The organism is Citrobacter sp. Cpo032, from assembly GCF_030332975.1.
GTDB lineage: Bacteria > Pseudomonadota > Gammaproteobacteria > Enterobacterales > Enterobacteriaceae > Citrobacter > Citrobacter portucalensis.
The window spans coordinates 541,234-564,376 of record NZ_JAOWGU010000034.1 but is presented as its reverse complement, the minus strand read 5'-3'; the positions used below and the strand labels follow the sequence as shown (position 1 = coordinate 564,376).

18 protein-coding genes are annotated in these 23,143 nt (G+C 52.3%); 8 read left to right on the top strand and 10 right to left on the bottom strand.

Annotated elements, in window-relative coordinates; translation table 11 throughout:
• Window positions 1-77 precede the first annotated feature (77 nt).
• Window positions 78-1,004 (top strand): LysR family transcriptional regulator, encoded by a 927-nt coding sequence (locus OGY33_RS04700; RefSeq protein ID WP_048214596.1) that lies wholly within the window; start codon window positions 78-80, stop codon window positions 1,002-1,004.
• Between the two features lie 32 nt (window positions 1,005-1,036).
• Here OGY33_RS04700 and glgP read toward each other — a convergent pair whose 3' ends face one another.
• Both glgP and OGY33_RS04690 read right to left on the bottom strand, forming a co-directional pair.
• Window positions 1,037-3,487 (bottom strand): glycogen phosphorylase, encoded by a 2,451-nt coding sequence (glgP, locus tag OGY33_RS04695; RefSeq protein ID WP_191238724.1) that lies wholly within the window; start codon window positions 3,485-3,487, stop codon window positions 1,037-1,039.
• A gap of 51 nt (window positions 3,488-3,538) precedes the next feature.
• Entirely contained in the window at window positions 3,539-3,724 is a 186-nt protein-coding gene (locus tag OGY33_RS04690) for a glycine cleavage system protein T (RefSeq protein ID WP_223240755.1), read from the bottom strand.
• 231 nt (window positions 3,725-3,955) lie between these two features.
• Between OGY33_RS04690 and rimO the strand changes: the two genes are divergently transcribed.
• A complete protein-coding gene (gene rimO / locus OGY33_RS04685; RefSeq protein WP_003831616.1) occupies window positions 3,956-5,263 on the top strand; it encodes a 30S ribosomal protein S12 methylthiotransferase RimO in 1,308 nt (435 codons plus the stop codon).
• 92 nt (window positions 5,264-5,355) lie between these two features.
• Here the strand turns inward: rimO and gsiD are convergent, their stop codons facing one another.
• The 6 genes from gsiD to OGY33_RS04655 form a co-directional block, all read right to left on the bottom strand.
• A complete protein-coding gene (gene gsiD / locus OGY33_RS04680; protein ID WP_032942798.1) occupies window positions 5,356-6,267 on the bottom strand; it encodes a glutathione ABC transporter permease GsiD in 912 nt (303 codons plus the stop codon).
• A 2-nt stretch (window positions 6,268-6,269) separates the two neighbouring features.
• On the bottom strand, window positions 6,270-7,190 hold the full coding sequence (gene gsiC / locus OGY33_RS04675; RefSeq protein WP_008784225.1) for a glutathione ABC transporter permease GsiC: 921 nt from the start codon (window positions 7,188-7,190) through the stop codon (window positions 6,270-6,272).
• Window positions 7,191-7,236: 46 nt separating this feature from the next.
• Window positions 7,237-8,775 (bottom strand): glutathione ABC transporter substrate-binding protein GsiB, encoded by a 1,539-nt coding sequence (gene gsiB / locus OGY33_RS04670; RefSeq protein ID WP_079934656.1) that lies wholly within the window; start codon window positions 8,773-8,775, stop codon window positions 7,237-7,239.
• 28 nt (window positions 8,776-8,803) lie between these two features.
• Complete coding sequence (gene gsiA / locus OGY33_RS04665) at window positions 8,804-10,675, bottom strand: glutathione ABC transporter ATP-binding protein GsiA (RefSeq protein WP_032941808.1); 1,872 nt, start codon at window positions 10,673-10,675, stop codon at window positions 8,804-8,806.
• Window positions 10,662-11,627, bottom strand: coding sequence for a beta-aspartyl-peptidase (gene iaaA, locus OGY33_RS04660; RefSeq protein WP_149607134.1), 966 nt, complete (start codon window positions 11,625-11,627; stop codon window positions 10,662-10,664). Before iaaA ends, gsiA begins: the two co-directional genes overlap by 14 nt.
• Window positions 11,628-11,818: 191 nt before the next feature.
• A complete protein-coding gene (locus OGY33_RS04655; protein ID WP_191238725.1) occupies window positions 11,819-12,607 on the bottom strand; it encodes an aminoglycoside adenylyltransferase family protein in 789 nt (262 codons plus the stop codon).
• Between the two features lie 174 nt (window positions 12,608-12,781).
• Between OGY33_RS04655 and moeA the strand changes: the two genes are divergently transcribed.
• Window positions 12,782-14,017, top strand: coding sequence for a molybdopterin molybdotransferase MoeA (gene moeA / locus OGY33_RS04650; protein ID WP_191238726.1), 1,236 nt, complete (start codon window positions 12,782-12,784; stop codon window positions 14,015-14,017).
• On the top strand, window positions 14,017-14,766 hold the full coding sequence (gene moeB, locus OGY33_RS04645) for a molybdopterin-synthase adenylyltransferase MoeB (RefSeq protein WP_191238727.1): 750 nt from the start codon (window positions 14,017-14,019) through the stop codon (window positions 14,764-14,766). The genes moeA and moeB overlap by 1 nt, the downstream gene beginning before the upstream one ends.
• An 86-nt stretch (window positions 14,767-14,852) precedes the next feature.
• Here the strand turns inward: moeB and fsa are convergent, their stop codons facing one another.
• Window positions 14,853-15,515 carry a fructose-6-phosphate aldolase gene (gene fsa / locus OGY33_RS04640; RefSeq protein ID WP_032942786.1) on the bottom strand — a complete coding sequence of 221 codons (663 nt, stop codon included), beginning with the start codon at window positions 15,513-15,515 and terminating at the stop codon, window positions 14,853-14,855.
• A 132-nt stretch (window positions 15,516-15,647) separates the two neighbouring features.
• Between fsa and OGY33_RS04635 the strand changes: the two genes are divergently transcribed.
• The 4 genes from OGY33_RS04635 (at window position 15,648) to OGY33_RS04620 (ending at window position 21,440) form a co-directional block, all read left to right on the top strand.
• Window positions 15,648-16,547, top strand: a complete 900-nt coding sequence (locus tag OGY33_RS04635) for a glycyl-radical enzyme activating protein (RefSeq protein ID WP_103015132.1) — start codon at window positions 15,648-15,650, stop codon at window positions 16,545-16,547.
• Between the two features lie 5 nt (window positions 16,548-16,552).
• On the top strand, window positions 16,553-18,985 hold the full coding sequence (locus OGY33_RS04630; protein WP_191238728.1) for a glycyl radical protein: 2,433 nt from the start codon (window positions 16,553-16,555) through the stop codon (window positions 18,983-18,985).
• Between the two features lie 224 nt (window positions 18,986-19,209).
• On the top strand, window positions 19,210-20,025 hold the full coding sequence (locus OGY33_RS04625; protein WP_032942782.1) for a Cof-type HAD-IIB family hydrolase: 816 nt from the start codon (window positions 19,210-19,212) through the stop codon (window positions 20,023-20,025).
• A gap of 152 nt (window positions 20,026-20,177) precedes the next feature.
• Entirely contained in the window at window positions 20,178-21,440 is a 1,263-nt protein-coding gene (locus OGY33_RS04620; RefSeq protein ID WP_103015135.1) for a DUF1479 domain-containing protein, read from the top strand.
• Between the two features lie 78 nt (window positions 21,441-21,518).
• Here OGY33_RS04620 and OGY33_RS04615 read toward each other — a convergent pair whose 3' ends face one another.
• Window positions 21,519-23,111 carry an ABC-F family ATPase gene (locus OGY33_RS04615; protein ID WP_191238729.1) on the bottom strand — a complete coding sequence of 531 codons (1,593 nt, stop codon included), beginning with the start codon at window positions 23,109-23,111 and terminating at the stop codon, window positions 21,519-21,521.
• Window positions 23,112-23,143 lie beyond the last annotated feature (32 nt).

The window sequence follows — 23,143 nt, the reverse complement described above, 5'->3', positions numbered from 1 at the left end:
GCCCAGTGTCTGACTCGCCTGACTTTTTTTGCTATACCTGATGTGGTTACTGCCATGGTGTTGATGATGAGGGGTCTATGTCGAAAGCAAATGATGCAGAAAAGATACGCACACTATCAAAAATAGATCTCAATCTGCTGACCATTTTCTGTTTGATCTATAGCGTGGGTAGCATTTCCAGAGTCGCTGACATGCTGAACATCTCACCTTCCGCCGTCAGCCAGTCATTAAGAAAACTGCGCGAAATGATGGGGGATAATCTGTTTGTCCGTAGCGGGAATGCACTGTTACCGACGGTCTATTCTGATGAACTGTATGATAATACAATCCCAATTATCGATAAGCTGTCAACGCTGATGCCGCTTTCCACGCCTGCCACCAAAAAAAGGTTAACGCTTTATACGGAATCTTTTATTTCCCCTATCGTTATTCCAGATGTCACCGCCAGAATAATCGAGACTGACGCCGATATCAGCCTCCTGCACCTTACCGCCGACCTGAATGAACAGAGTATTATTGAACTGCTGAATATGCGTCAGGCAGATGCCGTTTTTTCTACCTTTTCTGTAGAGTCAGCAAGTCTTTCATGCCAGAAAATATGCGATATGCGCCTGGTGCTTGCGGCCTCGCAGAATAATTCTTTATATGGTAACACCATCAGTGAAGCGCAATTCAGAAACGCTAACCTGGTCGGTTACAATACTAAGAATGAGAAAATCATTTATCATCGCAGTATTGTAGATAAAAAATTTAGAACCGGAGAACGCTGCCTGCTTACCTCATCGTTTACGGCGATTCTGACGATTGTGTCCAATACACATTGTTTAGGGGTAATCCCGGAAAAGGTATTTGAAACACACGCTCACCTGTATGGACTAAAAAAAATAAACACTCCGTTTCCCTTGCCGCAATTTAGCGTGTTTGCCTCATCGCGCAAAGAAAGTAATACCCACAAAATCCTCTCACCTATTCTGGCTGATTTGCAAACAGCCTCCCTGTTATGAAAACCAGAGAGGCTGAGCGTTAGAAATACTGGCTACACGCGTATTTTTGCTATGCGCCAGATATGGTCGGCATATTCCTGAACCGTTCTGTCCGACGAGAAATACCCCATGTTAGCAATATTATGCATGGTTTTTGTCGTCCACTCCCGGGGAGTACGATACAACTCGTCCACCGCATCCTGACAATCTACATAGCTGCGGTAATCTGCCAACACCTGATAGTAGTCGCCGAAGTTAATCAATGAATCCAACACCTCCCTATAACGCCCTGGCTCCTGCGGACTAAACATCCCCGTACCGATTTGCGTCAGCACCTGATGAAGTTCCTCATCCTTTTCAAAGATGTGCCTCGGGTCATAGCCATCACGTCGCAGAGTTTCAACCTGATTCGCCGTATTGCCAAAGATAAAGATGTTATCTTCCCCAACGTATTCGCGCATTTCGATATTCGCACCGTCGAGCGTACCGATAGTGAGCGCACCATTCATACCGAATTTCATATTGCTGGTCCCAGAGGCTTCCGTCCCGGCCAGGGAAATTTGCTCTGACAGATCGGCTGCCGGAATAATTAGCTGAGCGAGACTGACGCTGTAATCCGGGATAAACACTACTTTCAGTTTGCCGCCAATCTGCGGATCGTTATTGACTAACTGCGCCACATCGTTAATCAAGCGAATAATTTGTTTTGCCATGTGATAAGAGGAGGCTGCTTTTCCGGCAAAGATATTCACTCGCGGTACCCAGTTGGCATCCGGCGCGGCTTTAATTCGGTTATAGCGTGTAATAACGTGGAGCACATTCATGAGTTGCCGCTTGTACTCGTGGATGCGTTTCACCTGCACATCAAACAGCGCATCAGGATTCACCACCACACCATAGTGGGTGGCAATATGGTGCGCCAGTCGCTGCTTATTTTTACGTTTCGCACGATGCACAGCCTCATTCACCGACGGATAATCTATAAACTGCTTCAGCTCGCCCAACTGCATTAATTTAGTCCGCCAGCTGTCACCGATATTTTCGTCCAGCACTTTGGCAAGCGGTGGATTCGCCAGCGCCAGCCAACGACGCGCAGTCACACCATTGGTTACGTTGGTGAAACGCAGGGGAAAAATATTCGCAAAATCTGCAAACAGTGATTCGGTCATCAGTTTTGAATGCAATGCCGACACGCCGTTTACCTTATGACTGACAACTACCGCCAGCCAGGCCATACGCACCACACGACCATTGGACTCATCAATTAACGACACACGTTTTAGCAGATCGCTGTCATTACGATAACGTTCCTGTAAGGTCTTCAGAAAACGATCGTTAATCTCAAAAATAATCTGCAAATGGCGCGGCAAAATTCGACTTAGCATTTCTACTGGCCAGGTCTCCAGCGCCTCACTCATCAACGTATGGTTGGTATAAGAAAAAATCTGACAAGTCACGTCAAACGCGTTATCCCAACTAAACTGATGATGATCAATCAATAAACGCATCAACTCAGGGATCGCCAGTACCGGATGCGTATCATTAAGGTGAATCGCAATTTTATCGGCCAGATTGTCGAAAGTTTTGTGCAACTGATAATGACGACTCAGAATATCCTGAATCGTCGCCGAGGCCAGGAAATAGGCCTGGCGTAAACGCAATTCACGCCCCGCATCGGTGGAATCATCCGGGTACAAAACCCGCGAGATACGATCGAAGTGGTATTTGTTTTCCACTTCAGTAGCAAAGTCGTCCTGCTGATTCAGTTTGCCCGCATTAACTTCGCTATTCACCTGCACGTTCCACAAGCGCAACGTATTAGTCGTGTCCGTCGCATAACCTGGAATAATTTGATCATGCGCCACGGCCAGAATATCCTCGGTTTCAAGCCAGCGGGTTTTATTTCCTTCCTGTTGAACACGCCCGCCAAAACGTACTTTATAATGCGTATTATGACGTTTAAACTCCCAGGGATTACCGTATTCCAGCCAATAATCGAGCGACTCTTTTTGTACACCGTTAACGATATTTTGTTTGAACATACCGTAGTTATAACGAATACCGTATCCACATCCCGGCAACCCAAGCGTCGCCAGTGAATCAAGGAAGCAGGCCGCCAGACGACCGAGACCACCATTACCTAATCCGGGATCGTTTTCTTCGTCAATCAGTTCTTCCAGTTCAAGTCCCATCGCCTCCAGCGCGCTTCTGACTTCATCATAAATACCTAAAGAGAGCAATGCATTGGATAGCGTACGACCAATTAAAAATTCCATCGACAGATAATATACCTGGCGCGCATCCTGAGAGAATTGCGCCCGATTAGAACGGTGCCAGCGCTCGACCATCCGATCGCGTACCGCATATAACGTCGCATTAAGCCACTCCCGTTTCGTGGCGATTGCGGGATCTTTGCCAATTATGAATAAAAGTTTATTAGCAATATCATCTCTAAGTTTATCAACATCAGAGTCCGTGACGACCGGAAGTGGCGAAATATACATATTAACGTTACCTTTCAAATTTTGCAGGATGGTAATAGACAGGTGAATTATTTAAAGTTTGGGTACGTGAGCGTTAGCTTTTTGTCGAATATTTTCATGACTGGCGATAAACGTTAATTCTGTCATTAATACACGCCAACTTAAGCCTGTGGCAAGCGAGATATAATATAAACTCACACCATTAGCATAAAGAGTTTTAGCCATTTCAAGTTTCGACTTCAAAACAATATCTTTCAAATTTAACCTCATTAGTAACGCTCGACGAGATTAAATTTACGATAATGAGTGCCTATAGCCAAGAAGCGGCACTTAAAGCCGGAATTAGACTCACTAAACACCTTTCACTGACCGATCTACTCTTTATAGGTATCGCTCTTTATTCTCTCCGTCTTATGCTGATCAGATATAGATGTACCGTGAAGGCATCTGTATAATCCCCCGATTACGAGCAATGTACAGTATAAGAAAATGGCAAAAATTGGTTTTATATCACTAGGTTGTCCGAAAAACCTCGTCGATTCTGAGCGCATCCTGACCGAACTTCGTACCGAAGGCTATGATGTTGTGCCAAGCTACGACGACGCGGATATGGTTATCGTTAATACCTGCGGCTTTATCGACAGTGCGGTTCAGGAGTCCCTGGAAGCAATTGGCGAAGCGCTGAACGAGAACGGTAAGGTGATCGTCACCGGCTGTCTGGGCGCGAAAGTCGATCAGATCCGTGAAGTCCACCCGAAGGTGCTGGAAATCACCGGGCCGCATAGCTATGAACAGGTTCTGGAGCACGTTCACCACTATGTGCCAAAACCAAAACACAACCCGTTCCAGAGTCTGGTTCCTGAGCAGGGCGTCAAGCTGACTCCTCGCCATTACGCCTATCTGAAGATTTCCGAGGGCTGTAACCACCGCTGCACGTTCTGCATTATTCCCTCCATGCGCGGCGATCTGGTGAGCCGTCCGATTGGCGACGTCCTCAGCGAAGCCAAGCGTCTGGTCGATGCGGGCGTGAAAGAGATTCTGGTAATCTCTCAGGATACCTCTGCGTACGGTGTAGATGTGAAGCATCGTACCGGTTTCCATAACGGCGAGCCGGTCAAAACCAGCATGGTTGATCTGTGCGAACAGTTATCAAAACTGGGGATCTGGACGCGCCTGCATTACGTCTACCCTTACCCGCACGTTGATGATGTGATCCCGCTGATGGCGGAAGGCAAAATCCTGCCGTATCTGGACATCCCGTTACAGCATGCCAGCCCGCGTATTCTTAAACTGATGAAACGCCCGGGCTCCGTGGACAGACAGCTGGCGCGCATCAAGCAGTGGCGTGAAATCTGCCCTGAACTGACGTTGCGATCCACTTTCATTGTTGGTTTCCCGGGTGAAACGGAAGAAGACTTCCAGATGTTGCTCGACTTCCTGAAGGAAGCGCGTCTGGATCGCGTGGGCTGCTTTAAATACAGCCCGGTAGAAGGCGCTGGCGCTAATGACCTGCCGGATCAAATCCCGGAAGAGGTGAAAGAAGAACGCTGGAACCGCTTTATGCAATTGCAGCAGCAGATCTCTGCTGAACGTTTGCAAGAGAAAGTGGGCCGCGAGATTCTGGTTATCGTTGATGAAGTTGACGAAGAAGGCGCAATTGGTCGTAGCATGGCTGATGCTCCAGAAATCGACGGCGCGGTATACCTGAATGGTGAAACCAAGGTGAAACCTGGCGATATCATCCGCGTGAAGGTCGAAAACGCAGATGAATACGATCTGTGGGGCACCCGCGTTTAATTAGCGTAACCCAACGTAGGCCGGATAAGGCATTTATGCCGCATCCGGCAATGCCTGATGGCGACGCTGAAGCGTCTTATCAGGCCTACTGTTTACCCTTTTATCTTCGGGTCCAGCGCGTCACGCAGACCATCTCCCAGTAAGTTAAACGCCAGCACAGTCAGGAATATCGCTACCGCCGGGAAAATCGCCACGTGCGGTGCGATCACCATATCAGCGCGCGCTTCATTAAGCATTGCCCCCCACTCCGGCGTCGGCGGCTGTGCGCCTAATCCCAGAAATGACAGGCTCGCGGCAGAGATGATCGACGTGCCAATTCGCATGGTAAAAAAGACCACGATCGATGAGACCGTTCCAGGCAGAATATGGTTGAAGATGATGGTCGCATCGCTGGCACCAATACTACGCGCAGACTCAATAAACGTCTGTTGCTTCAGCACCAGCGTATTCCCACGCACCAGGCGCGCGAAGGCTGGAATGGAGAAAATGGCCACGGCAATGATCACGTTAGCAATACCGCTGCCCAGCACAGCGACCACGGCTATCGCCAGCAATATCCCCGGAAAGGCGAACAGCACATCGCAGATTCGCATGATCAGTCGATCCCACCAGCCTTCGTAGTACCCCGCCAGCAGACCCAGAACCGTACCAATCGCCGCGCCAATAAATACGGCAAAGACCCCTGCCGCCAGCGAGATTTGCGCCCCAACCAGCACGCGGCTAAAGATATCCCGTCCCAGTGAGTCAACGCCAAACCAGTGCAGCATCGATGGCCCGTCATTCAGACGGTCATAATCGAAGTAATTCTCGGCATCAAATGGCGTCAGCCAGCGGGCAAAAATCGCTACCACGATCAGGAGCAATACAAACAGCCCAGCGACCATCGCCATGTGCTGTCGACGGAACCGACGCCAGAACTCATGCCACGGTGTGCGTATCTGCTCTGGCTTAACAAGGGGCATCGCATTTAAAATCGCCTGTCGGCGCCAGTTAAAAAATCGCATCCTTACTTGTACCTGATAGCCGGATTAATGGCAGCGTAGAGCACATCCACCACTAAGTTAATAAGAATAAATTCCAGAGAAAACAACAGCACCTCGGCCTGAATCACCGGGTAGTCGCGCATTTCGACGGAGTCCACCAACAGCCGCCCAAGCCCGGGCCAATTGAACACCTTCTCAACCACGATTGAACCACCAAGCAAAAAGCCAAACTGTAGTCCCATCATGGTGACCACCGGGATCATCGCATTACGCAGACCATGTTTTAACACCACCCAAGTTTCACTCACCCCTTTAGCCCGCGCGGTGCGCATATAATCTTCGCTGAGCACATCAACAAACGAGGCGCGAGTAAATCGAGCTAACACCGCAGCCACCGCCGCGCCCAGCGTAATAGACGGGAGGACGTAGTGCAGCCAGGTGTCTGCGCCCACGGTAGGCAACCAACCAAGTTCAACAGAGAATATCTGCATCAGCAGCATGCCAAGCGCAAACGCCGGGAACGAGATCCCGGTGACCGCCAGCGTCATGCTTAATCTGTCCGGCCAACGATTGCGCCATACGGCAGCAATGATCCCCGCCGTCATACCAAACAATACCGCCCACACCATACTGGCAATAGTCAGCCATAGTGATGGCATAAAACGACTGGCTATCTCTTCTGAAACCGGGCGACGAGACACCATCGAGGTGCCAAAATCGCCTTGCAACACGTTGGTCATGTAATGCCAGAACTGAACATGCAGCGGCTGGTCCAGACCCAGCTGCTTGCGCACCAGTTCAATCACCTCGGCGTCAGCTTCCGGTCCGGCAATCAGCCGGGCCGGATCGCCGGGTAGCAGGTGAACAAATAAAAATACCAGCACCGCAACAATCAACAGAGTTGGAATCAACCCCAGCAGGCGCTTGAAAACATAGTTAAGCATCAGGCTCCCTTCGTCGGCCCCTGTGCTAAGGGGCCGAATGCATAGCTTATTTTAAATCCGCATCATCAAAACTAAATCCGGTATCCGGCATAATCCAGAACCCGGTCAACCGGGTACTGTGTGCCGAAATCAGTTTTTCCACCACCAGCGGGATCCACGGCGACTCTTTCCAGATAATATCCTGCGCGTCTTTGTACAGCTTCGCTTTCTGCGCCGGATCGTTAGTTTGCAACGCTGCCGCTAAATCACTGTCCACCTGCTTATTGCTGTAGAACGCCGTATTAAACAAAGTTGGCGGCCAGTTTTGTGATGCAAACAGCGGTGACAGCGCCCAGTCAGCTTCGCCCGTAGACGCCGACCAGCCGGTGTAGAACATCCGTACCCCGCTCTCTTTCTGCGCTTTCCCTTCAACTTCCGCGGCGCGCTGACCGGCATCCATCGCTGTTACCTGAGCCTTAATGCCCACCTGCGCCAGCTGCTGCTGGGTAAATTGCAGCACTTTCTGCGCGGTACTGTGGTTATGCGAAGACCATAGCGTAGTGGTAAAACCGTTCGGATAACCTGCTTCTTTCAGCAGTTCGCGCGCTTTCGCCGGGTCGTAGGGCCACGGCGTATAGCTTTGCGCATAGGCTATCGACGGGGGGATAACGCCGGTTGCCGGCGTCGCGTAACCAGCAAAAGCCACTTTCACCAGCGCCTGGCGGTTGATGGCATAATTCAGCGCTTCACGCACCTTCGGGTTGTCGAACGGTTTTTGCGTGACGTTCATGCTGATGTAACGCTGCATAATAGACGGACTGGCCACCAGTTCCAGGTTTTTGTTCTTCGCCAACAGCGACGCCTGCTCGTATGGGATCGGGAAGGCAAACTGCGCTTCCCCAGTTTGCAGCATGGCCGCACGCGTGTTGTTGTCGGTCACCGGACGCCAGGTAATCGTATCCAGCTTTGGCAACCCTTGCTGCCAGTAGCCCGCGAACTTCTTAACCTTCACAAAATCCGTCTGATTCCAGGTATCAAGCTGGTACGGCCCGGTCCCCACAGGATGGAAACCGATCTCTTTACCGTATTTTTCCAGCGCGGCGGGAGAAATCATCGCCGTTGCCGGGTGCGCCAGAATATTGATAAAGGCAGAGAACGGCTGTTTCAGCGTAATCTTCACCGTCGACGGATCGACGACTTCGGTTTTATCGATATTCTTATACAGGTTGTAACGTTTCAGATGGTTTTCCGGGTTACTGGCCCGATCGAGGTTAGCTTTTACCGCATCGGCATTGAAGTCGGTTCCATCCTGAAACTTCACGCCCTGGCGCAGCTTAAGGGTATAGGTCAGTCCATCATCAGAAACCGTATAACTCTCCGCGAGCACATTTTTCAGTTTCATCTCTTTATCAAGACCAAACAGCCCCTGATAAAACGACTTCGCTACCGCCTGTGACAACGTGTCATTCGCGTCATAGGGGTCGAGCGTCGTGAAATTGGATCCCACGGCCACCACTACATCTTTGGCGGCCCAGCCAGGCGATGCGGCCAGTGCAGAGGCCACTCCCACAGCAACCAGCCATTTTCGAGCAACAATTTTTGTCATGTTATTCTCCTTAAACCCTGCCTGCCTGTTATAAACGCGAAAGCGCATTTTCTGGTAGCGGACGCGCAACATAATGCCCCGGACCAACTAACTGGAGTGATACGGGGGAAATCTCTTCGCCACGTTTACGAATATTGCTGGGGATATCGTCCGACAACAGCACGCGCTGGGGACGGTGATGGGATGGATCGGCGACCGGAACTGCTGCCATCAGCTTGCGAGTGTACGGATGTTGCGGATTTTCAAACACCGCCCGTCGGGTGCCTATCTCAACGATCTGCCCCAGATACATTACCGCCACACGATGACTGATCCGTTCCACTACCGCCATATCGTGGGAAATAAACAGGTATGCGATACCCAATTCTCGCTGCAGATCGAGCATCAGATTGATGATTTGCCCGCGAATTGAAACATCCAGCGCCGAGACAGATTCATCGGCAATAATCACTTTAGGATTGAGCGCCAATGCCCGTGCAATACAGATACGTTGACGCTGACCGCCGGAAAACTCGTGCGGATAGCGCCAGGCATGCTCAGGTAGCAAGCCTACACGTTCCAACAACCATGCAACCCGTTTTGATCCCGCATCGCCCTGCAATAACCCATGTACCCGTAGCGGCTCCAGAATGGAATATCCCACGGTCTGGCGCGGATCGAGCGAGGCATACGGATCCTGGAAGATAAACTGAATATCCCGACGCAGCGGCTGCAACTTGCTGGCAGCAAGGGTATCAATACGCTGTCCGTTGAAAATGATTTCCCCACGCTGAGACTCAACCAGGCGCAGCAGCGCCCGCCCGGTGGTGGATTTCCCGCAGCCCGACTCCCCCACCAGTGAGAGCGTTTCTCCAGGCCACAGGTCAAAGCTGACGTTTTCCACTGCATGCACCTCGCGAGTCACGCGATTTAGAATGCCGCTGCGCAGAGGAAAACGCGTCACCAAATTACGTACCCGCAGAATAGGCTCGCCTTCAACCACGGTGTCCTGCTCGGTCTGCGGTTCTACATGACTGGGATCGTGCAATGAAATGAGCGGGAAACGGCGCGGAAGCTCATGCCCGTTCATCGCCCCAAGCTGCGGCACGGCTGCCAACAGCGCTTTGGTATAGGGATGCTGGGGAGCGTGAAAAATTTGTTCAACGCTGCCGGTTTCTACCGCCTCGCCCTGATACATCACCAGCACGCGGTCAGCAATATCCGCCACAACGCCCATATCGTGGGTAATGAAGATCACTCCCATCGACATATCCTGCTGCAACACTTTTATCAGTTGCAGGATCTGCGCCTGAATGGTGACATCCAGCGCGGTCGTCGGCTCATCGGCAATTAAAACCGCAGGGCGACACGACAGTGCCATGGCGATCATCACCCGCTGGCGCATACCGCCGGAAAGCTGGTGTGGATAACGCGATAAAATCGCCTTCGCCTCGGGGATACGCACCTGATCGAGCATCCGCTTCGCTTCTACCATCGCCTCTTCGTGGCTGGCACCCTGGTGCAAGCGAATAGACTCGGCAATTTGCTCGCCCACGGTAAACACCGGATTGAGCGATGTCATAGGCTCCTGGAAGATCATCGCGATATCCGCACCGCGCACGTGACGCATTTGTGATGCGCTCTGTTCACCCAGCTCAATAACCTGCCGGTTGCGGCGTCGCAGCAGCATTTCATCGCAGCTTACCTCGCCGCCTGCTTGTTCAATCAGACGCATCAGCGACAAGGCTGTCACCGACTTTCCTGAACCGGACTCACCAACAATCGCCAGCGTTTCGCCACGCTTCAGGCGAAATGACAGATTACGCACTGCGCTGACACGCTGCTGCTCCTGTTCAAAGGCAATATTCAGATTGCTGACTGCCAGCACGTCGCTGGCATCAAGCTCATCACTGTGTGGCAACGCTATCTCCTTTTTCCCGATAAATACCGGTGGTTGGCGTATCGCCTGCGTATCCCCAGGCGCGGTACATGCCTTCGCTATTAAACGGCAAGGCCACGTTGCCCTCATGATCGATAGCAATTAAACCGCCACTGCCGCCAAGCGCCGGTAATTTTTCCATCACTACGCGTTCACACGCTTCGGATAAACTCAGGCCGCCATAGTCCATCAACGCCGCAATGTCATAGGCCGCCAGCGCACGAATAAAGACTTCCCCGGTTCCGGTGCAGGAGACTGCCACACTTGCGTTATTGGCATAACAGCCTGCGCCGACCAACGGACTGTCACCCACCCGCCCCGGTAATTTGTTGGTCATTCCACCGGTCGATGTTGCGGCCGCCAGATTGCCAAACATATCTAACGCGACCGCCCCCACGGTACCCATTTTGTTGTTTTCATCCAGCGGACTCGCGCTATGGTCCAGCACCGTTTCACCCACTGTTCGCGCCGCCAGTAGTTGAGCGTAGCGTTCTGGCGTCGAGAAAATATCCGCTGATACGCGCTCCATACCCTGCGCAATGGCAAAGTTTTCAGCCCCTTCACCTATCATCATGACGTGTGGGCTGTATTCCATTACCAGGCGCGCCGCGAGAATCGGATTGCGTAAATGGCTGACTCCGGCGACGGCTCCCGCATTCAGCGTGTTACCGTCCATCACGCAGGCATCCAGTTCATGGGTTTCATCACGGGTATACACCGCGCCAATTCCGGCATTAAACAACGGACACTCTTCCAGCAGGCGCACGGCTTCGGTAACGACATCCAGTGCGTTACGACCGTCCTCAAGCATCCGCTGACCGGTTTCAACGATATCCGACAGCGCCTGAATATAACGCAACTCTTGCTCCTGACTCAGCTGCGAACGGGTGATAGCCCCTGCGCCGCCGTGAATTGCAATGACTGCTTTACCCATTTTTTTCGTCCATTAGGTGGCAGGTACCGGGGTTATAAATATCAGAATTTCTGTGGCTTATTGATTCGATTTTTGAATATAGAAAGATGCAGACGTCATGTAAAGGTAAAGGCCCGTACCTCACGCCCCATCCCATCAGGTTATTTAAATGAGTTAAACAGAAAGAGTATCTTCCAACATCGTTGAATATATTATTCAAGCCGATCGGCAATCTGTTTTTTTGCATAAAACACAAAGCGTTCAACAGATGGCATAGACGCAGCCCAGTTCTTTTTGGTTAACCCCAGGTATTCCGCACGTGCGGCTTGCAGCGTATCAGCATACTCATCGGGTAATTGCGGTATAAGCCAGGAGGCGGCTTCATCTTTAGCGACAATATTGCCCGTAACTACGCTGTACCAAATACGCGCCAGAGTAAGGATGATATTTCGCTCGTCACCCTCTAAATCGCCCGGTTTCTGCCACATATCAAGGGTATGCCGAAACGTTTGCAAGACATCGCTAAAAGGGATGACGTTGAATAACGTCTCAGCGGGTTCACCGAACAACGCTACGCTGACGCGCCGGGCCTGGGTCAGCAGGATGGAAAGATCAGGATCCACCTGTCTCGGTTCAAAAATTCCCGCGCGAATATCGTCACGCAACCATTCGCCAAATTGCATTTCCCTTGACGGTGGGAATTGCCACGGCACAAGTTGTGAATAGACCACGATGGTCACTTCCAGCGCCCGATAGCTATCAACGCTGCCAGGCGGTGCTGATATTTCCAGAAACCCCTGCATCAGATCTTTTCTTTGCCGGGTATTCAGTGGCAGCCTAATGGTAACCAGTAAATCGATATCGCTTTGGGGCTTTAAGCCACCTTCAACAGCAGAGCCATACAAATTAACAGCAACCAGGTCGCCCTCGATAATCCGCGCAATCAGTGCACTGGCGGCATTCACCTGTTGTCGAATTGAATTCGGGATAGTCGCAGCCATTTAGCCTCCTGGAAAAAAGCAGAAATAATGAGTCTATACTGCATTTTTCCTGTAGCGCTATTCTCTGGCAGAAAACCTGTCTCAGATCGGATCCTAAGCCTGAGGTAGCATACTGTCCGCGTCCATTTTCTGACATAATGAGCGGATTCGATTTTGCCCCGCAGGAGTCTTCTCATGGAATTTACCGCCGGACTGATGCCGCTTGAAACGGCTCTCTCTCAGATGCTTTCGCGTATTACCCCACTCACCGCCGTCGAAACGCTGCCGTTGGTTCAATGCTTTGGCCGCATTCTGGCCACCGACGTCATCTCCCCGATTAATGTGCCGGGATTCGATAACTCGGCAATGGATGGCTATGCGGTGCGATTAGCCGATTTACAATCAGACCAGCCTCTTGCGGTGGCTGGCAAAGCCTTTGCTGGTCAACCATTCCACGGCGAGTGGCCTGCGGGAACCTGCATCCGCATTATGACCGGTGCCCCGGTGCCTGCCGGTTGTGAAGCGGTGGTGATGCAGGAGCAAACGGAACAAACTGACGACGGTGTGCGTTTTACCGCCGACGTCCGCAGCGGACAAAATATTCGTCTGCGCGGTGAAGATATCGCAAACGGCGCGGTGGTATTCCCCACCGGAACTCGTCTGACAACCGCCGAGCTTCCGGTTCTGGCCTCGCTCGGCATTGCCGAAGTACCGGTCGTTCGCAAAGTTCGCGTGGCGTTGTTTTCCACCGGTGATGAGCTGCAACTGCCGGGTCAACCGCTGGGCGACGGGCAGATTTATGATACAAACCGTCTGACCGTTCACCTGATGCTGCAGCAGCTGGGCTGCGAAGTGATCAACTTAGGAATTATTCGCGACGATCCCAACGCGCTGCGGGCCGCGTTTATCGAAGCCGACAGCCAGGCCGACGTCGTCATCAGCTCTGGTGGCGTTTCGGTAGGCGAAGCGGATTACACCAAAACCATTCTGGAAGAGCTGGGAGAAATTGCCTTCTGGAAGCTGGCCATCAAACCCGGTAAACCGTTCGCGTTTGGTAAACTGAGCAACAGCTGGTTTTGCGGCCTGCCGGGTAATCCGGTTTCTGCGGCCCTCACCTTTTATCAGCTGGTGCAACCGATGCTGGCGAAACTCAGCGGCAACACCGCCTGTGGGTTGCCTGCGCGCCAGCGCGTGCGCACCGCCTCACGCCTGAAGAAAACGCCAGGGCGTCTGGATTTTCAACGTGGTGTATTGCAGCGTACCGCGGAAGGCGAACTGGAAGTCACCACCACCGGACACCAGGGCTCGCATATTTTTAGCTCCTTTAGCCAGGGCAACTGCTTTATCGTGCTGGAGCGCGATCGCGGTAACGTTGAGGCCGGAGAATGGGTTGAGGTAGAGCCGTTTAACGCATTGTTTGGAGGCCTGTAATGGCAGAACTCAGCGACCAGGAGATGATGCGCTATAACCGGCAAATCATTCTGCGCGGCTTCGATTTCGAAGGTCAGGAAGCGCTCAAAGATGCGCGGGTACTGGTCGTTGGTCTGGGGGGACTGGGATGCGCAGCAACCCAGTACCTTGCGGGCGCTGGCGTCGGGCATTTAACCCTGCTCGACTTTGACACGGTCTCCGTGTCAAACCTCCAACGCCAGACGCTGCACAGCGATGCAACAGTCGGGCAACCCAAAGTGCTATCCGCCCGTGACGCGCTAGCGCGGATTAACCCTTATATCTCCATTACGCCGGTGAATGCGCTGCTTGACGATAGCGAGATTCACGCGCTTATTACCGAACACGATTTGGTGCTGGACTGTACGGATAACGTCAGCATCCGCAATCAGCTGAATGCCGGATGTTTTGCCGCCAGAGTCCCGCTGGTTTCCGGTGCAGCTATTCGTATGGAAGGACAAATTACCGTATTTACCTATCAGGAAGGCGAGCCTTGCTACCATTGCCTGAGTCGTCTGTTCGGTGAAAATGCCCTGACCTGCGTAGAAGCCGGAGTGATGGCCCCGCTGATCGGCGTGATCGGATCGTTACAGGCGATGGAAGCCATTAAGCTACTGGCAAACTACGGTAAACCGGCATCCGGAAAAATCGTCATGTACGATGCCATGACCTGCCAGTTTCGCGAAATGAAGCTGATGCGCAACCCGGGGTGTGAGGTTTGTAGTCGGTAAAAAAGTCGGGTGACGGCTTCGCCTTACCCGACCTACAACGGCTCGAACGTAGGCCGGGTAAGCGTTAGCACCATCCGGCAACAGCATCAGATCGACGTGCGTCCAAATGCACTCTGCCAGTCGTGCTCAAACTTCGCGACGGCAGCATCAACCGCCGGAGAGCTAATCATCTGCTGAGCAACGTCCAGCGGTAGCGTGATGGACTCGCAGCCCGCCAGCAGACAATCCAGTGCCTGACGCGGTGTTTTAAAACTGGCTGCCAGTACTTTGGCGTGCGGGGCATGCATTTTCAGTAACGTCTGCAGGTCGGCCACCGTCTGAATGCCATCCCCTCCTTGCGCATCCACGCGGTTAACGTATGGCGCAACGTATTCCGCACCCGCCAGAGCAGCCAATAACCCTTGAGCTGCACCGTATACCGCAGTACCTAACGTCGGGATCCCTTCTTCTTTCAGCAATTTTATAGCCGCCAGACCTTCTGCTGTCACCGGCACTTTGACCACGATATCAGCAATGATTGCCCGCAGCTTACGCGCATCGCTGACCATCCCTTCGGCGGTGGTCGCCATCACTTGAGCAAACAGACGCCCTTGCCCTCCCATCGCTTCCTGCAGTTGCGGCAGTAGTACTTCCAGCGTCTGGTTCCCTGCCGCCACAATGCTCGGGTTAGTGGTCACCCCTGCCAGCGGGAAAATGCGCGCCAGAGCTTTTACCGCATCAACATCAGACGTATCTAAATAGAGTTCCATAACCTTTCCTCAAACGAATAATTAGCATGAATAAAAGGTAGCACGGCGAAACCTCACGGTTAGTTGACGCACGTCAATATAACTTTCATTCGAAAGTAATTTAATCTTTATACGAAAGAAGAGAGGTCGCTTATGATTTTTAATATCCAGCGCTACTCCACGCATGATGGTCCCGGTATTCGTACGGTGGTGTTCCTTAAGGGATGCTCCCTGGGCTGTCGGTGGTGCCAGAATCCGGAAAGCCGCGCCCGCACGCAGGACCTGCTTTATGACGCGCGTTTGTGCCTCGACGGTTGCGATCTCTGTGCTCAGGCTGCACCTGCGGTGATTGAACGGGCGCTGGGCGGATTACTTATTCATCGTGAAAAACTGACCGATGACGCTCTCACCGTACTGACCGACTGCTGTCCGACTCAGGCGTTAACCGTCTGCGGAGAGGTAAAAAGCGTGGACGATATCATGGCGACCGTATTGCGTGATAAACCGTTTTACGATCGTAGCGGTGGCGGGCTCACCCTCTCGGGCGGCGAACCGTTTATGCAGCCAGAACTGGCGGCAGAATTATTCAAAGCCAGCCACGACGCGGGCATTCATACGGCGGTCGAAACCTGTCTGCATGTCCCGTGGAAGTATATTGAACCATCATTACCTGACGTCGATCTGTTTCTGGCCGATCTAAAACACGTGGCGGATGCGCCGTTTAAACAATGGACCGATGGCAGTGCCTCTCGCGTACTGGAAAATCTAAAAAAACTGGCTGCCGCCGGTAAAAAAATGATTATCCGCGTACCGCTGATTCAGGGATTCAACGCAGACGAAGCCGCTATTCAGGCCATTACCGATTTTGCCGCCGATGAGCTTCACGTCGGTGAGATCCATTTTTTGCCCTACCACACCCTTGGCATCAACAAATACCACTTACTCAGTCAACCCTACAACGCACCGGATAAACCGCTTGATGCGCCAGCACTGCTCGAATTTGCCCAGCAGTACGCCAGCCTTAAAGGTTTAACCGCGACCCTACGAGGATAATCGCCATGACCACTCTGAAACTGGACACACTCAGCGACCGTATCAAAGCGCATAAAACGGCCCTGATCCACATCGTGAAACCACCGGTTTGTACCGAGCGCGCCCAGCACTATACCGAGATGTATCAGCAACACCTGGATAAGCCTATCCCGGTACGTCGTGCACTGGCACTAGCTCATCATCTGGCGGAACGTACCATCTGGATCAAACATGACGAACTGATCATTGGTAACCAGGCAAGCGAAGTGCGTGCTGCGCCTATTTTCCCGGAATACACCGTCTCCTGGATTGAAAAAGAGATCGACGACCTCGCCGACAGACCGGGCGCAGGCTTTGCGGTAAGCGAAGAGAACAAACGTGTATTGCATGAGGTGTGCCCATGGTGGCGTGGTCAGACCGTGCAGGATCGCTGCTACGGGATGTTCACTGATGAGCAGAAAGGGCTGCTGGAAACCGGCATTATCAAAGCCGAAGGTAACATGACCTCCGGCGACGCACACCTGGCGGTAAACTTCCCGCTGCTGCTGGAAAAAGGTCTCGACGGCCTGCGTCACAAAGTCGATGAACGTCGCTCCCGCATCAATTTGACATGTCTGGAAGACCTCCATGGCGATCAGTTCCTGAAAGCGATTGATATCGTGCTGGAAGCCGTCAGTCTGCACATTGCGCGCTTTGCCGCGCTGGCACGCAAAATGGCATCTACGGAGACCCGCGCCAGCCGTCGCGAGGAACTGCTGACCATGGCGGAAAACTGTGATGTGATTGCTCATGAACCGCCTAAAACGTTCTGGCAGGCGCTGCAGTTGTGCTACTTCATCCAGTTGATCCTGCAAATTGAGTCGAACGGCCATTCAGTGTCGTTTGGTCGCATGGATCAGTATCTCTATCCTTTCTACCGTCGTGATGTGGAGCTGAATCAGTCGCTGGATCGTGAGCACGCCATTGAACTGTTGCACAGCTGCTGGCTGAAACTGCTGGAAGTGAACAAAATCCGTTCCGGCTCCCATTCGAAAGCCTCGGCGGGCAGTCCGCTGTATCAGAACGTGACCATTGGTGGTCAAAACCTGGTCAACGGCCAGCCGATGGATGCCGTCAACCCGCTCTCCTACGCGATTCTGGAGTCCTGTGGCCGTCTGCGTTCTACGCAGCCAAACCTGAGCGTGCGTTATCACGCGGGGATGAGTAATGACTTCCTTGATGCCTGCGTGCAGGTGATCCGCTGCGGTTTCGGGATGCCAGCCTTTAACAACGATGAAATCGTCATAGCGGAATTCATTAAGTTGGGCATTGAACCGCAGGATGCCTATGACTATGCGGCCATTGGGTGTATCGAAACCGCCGTTGGCGGCAAATGGGGCTACCGTTGCACCGGCATGAGCTTTATTAACTTTGCCCGCGTGATGCTGGCGGCACTGGAAGGTGGGCGTGATGCCACCAGTGGCAAAGTCTTTCTGCCACAGGAAAAAGCGCTCTCGGCTGGTAACTTCAACAATTTCGACGAAGTGATGGATGCCTGGGATACGCAAATCCGCTACTACACGCGTAAATCCATAGAAATTGAGTATGTCGTCGACACCATGCTGGAAGAGAACGTGCACGATATTCTGTGTTCCGCGCTGGTAGACGACTGCATTGAACGGGCGAAAAGCATTAAGCAAGGCGGCGCGAAGTATGACTGGGTATCGGGTTTGCAGGTGGGTATTGCCAACCTCGGTAATAGCCTGGCAGCAGTGAAGAAACTGGTCTTTGAACAGGGCGCTATTGGTCAACAACAGCTGGCCGCCGCGCTGGCCGATGATTTTGACGGTCTGACCCATGAGCAGTTACGCCAACGACTGATCAACGGCGCGCCGAAATATGGCAACGATGACGATAGCGTTGATACGCTGCTGGCCCGCGCTTATCAGACCTATATCGATGAACTGAAACAGTATCATAATCCGCGTTACGGACGTGGCCCGGTTGGCGGCAATTACTACGCCGGGACCTCATCTATTTCGGCAAACGTGCCGTTTGGCGCAGCAACGATGGCAACGCCGGATGGCCGTAAAGCACACACTCCGCTGGCAGAAGGCGCAAGCCCGGCCTCCGGTACGGACCATCTCGGCCCAACGGCGGTAATTGGTTCGGTGGGTAAACTGCCGACCGGTTCGATTCTCGGCGGCGTGCTGTTAAATCAGAAGCTCAACCCGGCCACGCTGGAAAATGAATCCGATAAGCAAAAGCTGATGATCCTGCTGCGTACCTTCTTCGAAGAGCACAAAGGCTGGCATATTCAGTACAACATTGTCTCCCGTGAAACGCTGCTGGAAGCCAAAAAACACCCGGATCAATATCGTGACCTGGTGGTCCGTGTAGCAGGTTATTCCGCCTTTTTCACTGCGCTTTCTCCGGATGCGCAAGACGACATCATCGCGCGTACTGAACATATGCTGTAAACAATATTGTCGGCCGGATGAGATTCCACACCGCCATCCGGCACGCCACCCTCCCCATTGCCGGATACGCTGACGCTTATCCGGCCTACAACGACTCTCCCCGTAGCCGGGTAAGGCAAAGCTACCATCCGGCTTTTTACTTTCATTCGAAATTAAATTTGTGCTACAGGTCACATTGTTATTAGAATGTTTCTGGTTGCAGTAATCGCCAGGAGCCTATCTTTATGACCATCAAAGTTATCGTCACCGATATGGACGGAACTTTTCTCGACGACGCCAAGAAATACGATCGTGCACGTTTTATGGCGCAGTATCTGGAACTGAAAAAACGAAATATCGAATTTGTCGTGGCCAGCGGTAACCAGTATTACCAGCTGATCTCCTTTTTCCCGGAGCTCAAAGAGGAAATTTCTTTTGTCGCTGAGAACGGGGCTTTGGTCTTTGAACATGGCAAACAGCTGTTTCACGGCGAGCTTACCCGCCACGAATCCCGTATTGTCATTGGTGAACTACTAAAAGATAAGCAGCTCAACTTTGTGGCTTGTGGGCTGCAAAGCGCTTACGTTAGCGAAAATGCGCCGGAGTCCTTTGTCGCATTGATGTCAAAACACTACCATCGCCTGAAACCCGTAAAGGATTATCAGGATATCGATGATGTGCTGTTCAAGTTCTCGCTAAATTTACCGGACCAACAAATCCCATTGGTTATCGATCACCTGCATGCTGCGCTGGACGGCATTATGAAGCCCGTCACCAGCGGCTTCGGGTTTATCGATCTGATCATTCCGGGTCTACATAAAGCCAACGGGATCAGCCGCCTGCTTAAACGCTGGAACCTGTCACCGCAAAACGTAGTCGCCATTGGCGATAGCGGAAACGACGCGGAAATGCTGAAAATGGCGCACTACTCTTTCGCCATGGCCAACGCGGCAGAGAATATCAAAGCGATTGCTCGCTATCAGACCGACGACAATAACCATCAGGGCGCGCTGAACGTAATTCAGGCTGTGCTGGATAACACCTCCCCTTTTAACGTCTAATCCTGCCAACCGGGGTATCCCTCATCCCGGTTTTCACTCTTTTTCTATTTTGCTCACTCCATCAAGTTTTAAACTTGCGTTAACTAAATTTTAACTTATATTATCATCTGTAAGTTAGTTAAGTTTCGAATGAAAGTTAATGCGAGGTGGATATGGCTTTTACTTTTACCAGCGACACGCTGCCTGCCGATCACAAAGCGGCAATCCGGCAGATGAAACAGCAACTGCGGGCACAGCTTGGGGATGTTCAGTTAATCTTCAATCAGTTGAGCGATGCTATCGCCACCCGCGTGGCGGAAATCAACGCCCTCAAAGCGCAAGGTGCCCCAGTGTGGCCAGTGATATCTTATGCAGATATCAAAGCAGGCCACGTAAGTGCAGAGCAGCGTGAAGAAATTAAGCGTCGCGGATGCGCAGTCATTAAAGGTCATTTCCCTCGCGAACAGGCTCTCGGATGGGACAGCTCAATGCTGGACTATCTGGACCGCAACCACTTTGACGACGTCTATAAAGGACCCGGCGATAATTTCTTCGGTACTCTGAGCGCATCACGGCCTGAAATCTACCCCATCTACTGGTCCCAGGCGCAGATGCAGGCCCGCCAGAGTGAAGAAATGGCCAATGCACAGTCGTTCCTCAATCGTTTGTGGACCTTTACAAGCGAAGGTAAACAATGGTTTAACCCGGATATCAGCGTTATTTACCCTGACCGCATTCGCCGTCGACCGCCGGGAACCACGTCTAAAGGGCTGGGCGCGCATACGGATTCCGGCGCGCTGGAACGCTGGCTTCTTCCGGCATATCAGCAGGTCTTTGCTCATGTTTTCAATGGCAAGCTGGAAGATTACGATCCGTGGCAGGCGGCGCATCGCACTGAGGTAGAAGAGTACACGGTGGATAACACCACCAAATGTTCGGTATTCCGTACCTTCCAGGGCTGGACTGCACTGTCCGATATGCTGCCAGGTCAGGGATTGTTGCATGTGGTCCCGATCCCTGAAGCGATGGCGTATGTGCTGTTACGCCCATTGCTTGACGATGTGCCGGAAGATGAACTTTGCGGCGTCGCGCCCGGCCGGGTGCTGCCGATTTCCACGCAATGGCATCCTCTGCTGATTGAAGCGTTAACCAGCATTCCACAACTGGACGCCGGAGACTCCGTCTGGTGGCATTGTGATGTGATTCACTCCGTCGCACCGGTGGAAAATCAGCAGGGTTGGGGTAACGTGATGTACATTCCTGCCGCACCGATGTGCGAAAAGAATCTGGCCTACGCCCACAAAGTGAAGGCCGCGCTGGAAAAAGGTGCATCACCGGGTGATTTTCCACGGGAGGATTATGAAACTAACTGGGAAGGACGCTTCACGCTGGAGGATTTGAATATCCACGGTAAACGCGCGCTGGGGATTGTTTAATTTTATATCCCCTTATCCCTAAGTATCTCGTGTTACAGGTGCAACCATCACACCTGTAACACGAGAACGACGGGAGACTTATTCGACGCCTTTACTACGCAGGTAATCTTCGTAGTTACCGGTGAAGTCGATTACGTGTTCCGGCGTAATTTCAATCACGCGGGTTGCCAGCGAGCTGACGAACTCACGGTCATGAGAAACGAAGATCAGCGTGCCCTGGTACATTTCCAGCGCCATGTTCAGCGACTCGATAGATTCCATATCCAGGTGGTTGGTCGGTTCATCCATAACCAGGATATTCGGTTTCTGCATCATCAGCTTACCGAACAGCATGCGTCCTTTTTCACCACCGGAGAGGACTTTTGCAGGTTTCTTGATATCGTCCTGGCTGAACAGCAGACGACCAAGGAAGCTACGTACTACCTGCTCATCATCGCCTTCCTGCTTCCACTGACTCATCCATTCGAAAACGGTCAGATCGTTTTCGAACTCGTATTCATGATCCTGCGCGTAGTAACCGACCTGGGCGTTTTCAGACCACTTAACGGTACCGTTGTCCGGCTGTAAGTCGCCAACCAACGTTTTCAGCATAGTGGATTTACCCACGCCGTTGGCACCAATGATGGCAACCTTCTCCCCTACTTCCAGCAGCAGGTTGAAGTTTTTAAACAGCGGGCCTTCATCAAAACCTTTCGCCAGCGCTTCCACTTCCAGCGCGTTACGGAACAGTTTCTTATCCTGTTCGAAGCGGATGAACGGGTTCTGACGGCTGGACGCTTTCACTTCGTCGAGCTTAATCTTATCAATCTGACGCGCACGAGAAGTCGCCTGTCGAGATTTAGACGCGTTGGCGCTAAAGCGGCTGACGAAGGATTGCAGATCGGCAATCTGTGCTTTCTTCTTGGCGTTATCGGCCAGCAGACGTTCACGCGCCTGGGTTGCCGCCGTCATGTATTCGTCGTAGTTACCCGGATAAACACGCAGTTCGCCGTAGTCCAGATCCGCCATGTGCGTACAGACCATGTTCAGGAAGTGACGGTCGTGTGAAATGATGATCATGGTGCTGTCACGCTCGTTCAGCGTCTGCTCCAGCCAACGGATGGTGTCGATATCCAGGTTGTTCGTTGGTTCGTCGAGCAGGAGAATGTCCGGGTTAGAGAACAGCGCCTGCGCCAGAAGCACACGCAGCTTCCAGCCGGGTGCGACTTCGCTCATCGGGCCGTAATGCTGTTCTACCGGAATACCTACGCCCAGCAGCAGTTCACCCGCACGCGCTTCCGCAGAGTAGCCGTCCATTTCGCCATACTGAACTTCGAGGTCAGCAACTTTATAGCCGTCTTCTTCGCTCATCTCGGCCAGAGCGTAAATGCGATCGCGCTCCTGCTTCACTTCCCACAGTTCAGCGTGACCCATGATCACGGTGTCAAGCACGGTGAACTCTTCAAAGGCGAACTGATCCTGGCGCAGCTTACCAATGCGCTCGTTAGGATCGAGGGAAACGTTGCCCAGCGTCGGTTCGAGATCGCCGCCGAGAATTTTCATAAAAGTGGATTTACCGCTACCGTTCGCGCCAATCAGGCCGTAACGGTTGCCGCCGCCAAATTTGACGGAAATATTTTCAAACAGCGGCTTACTGCCGAACTGCATGGTGATATTGTTGCAAAGAAGCAAAATTGATACTCTCTCGTAGGTTACTGAGGTGG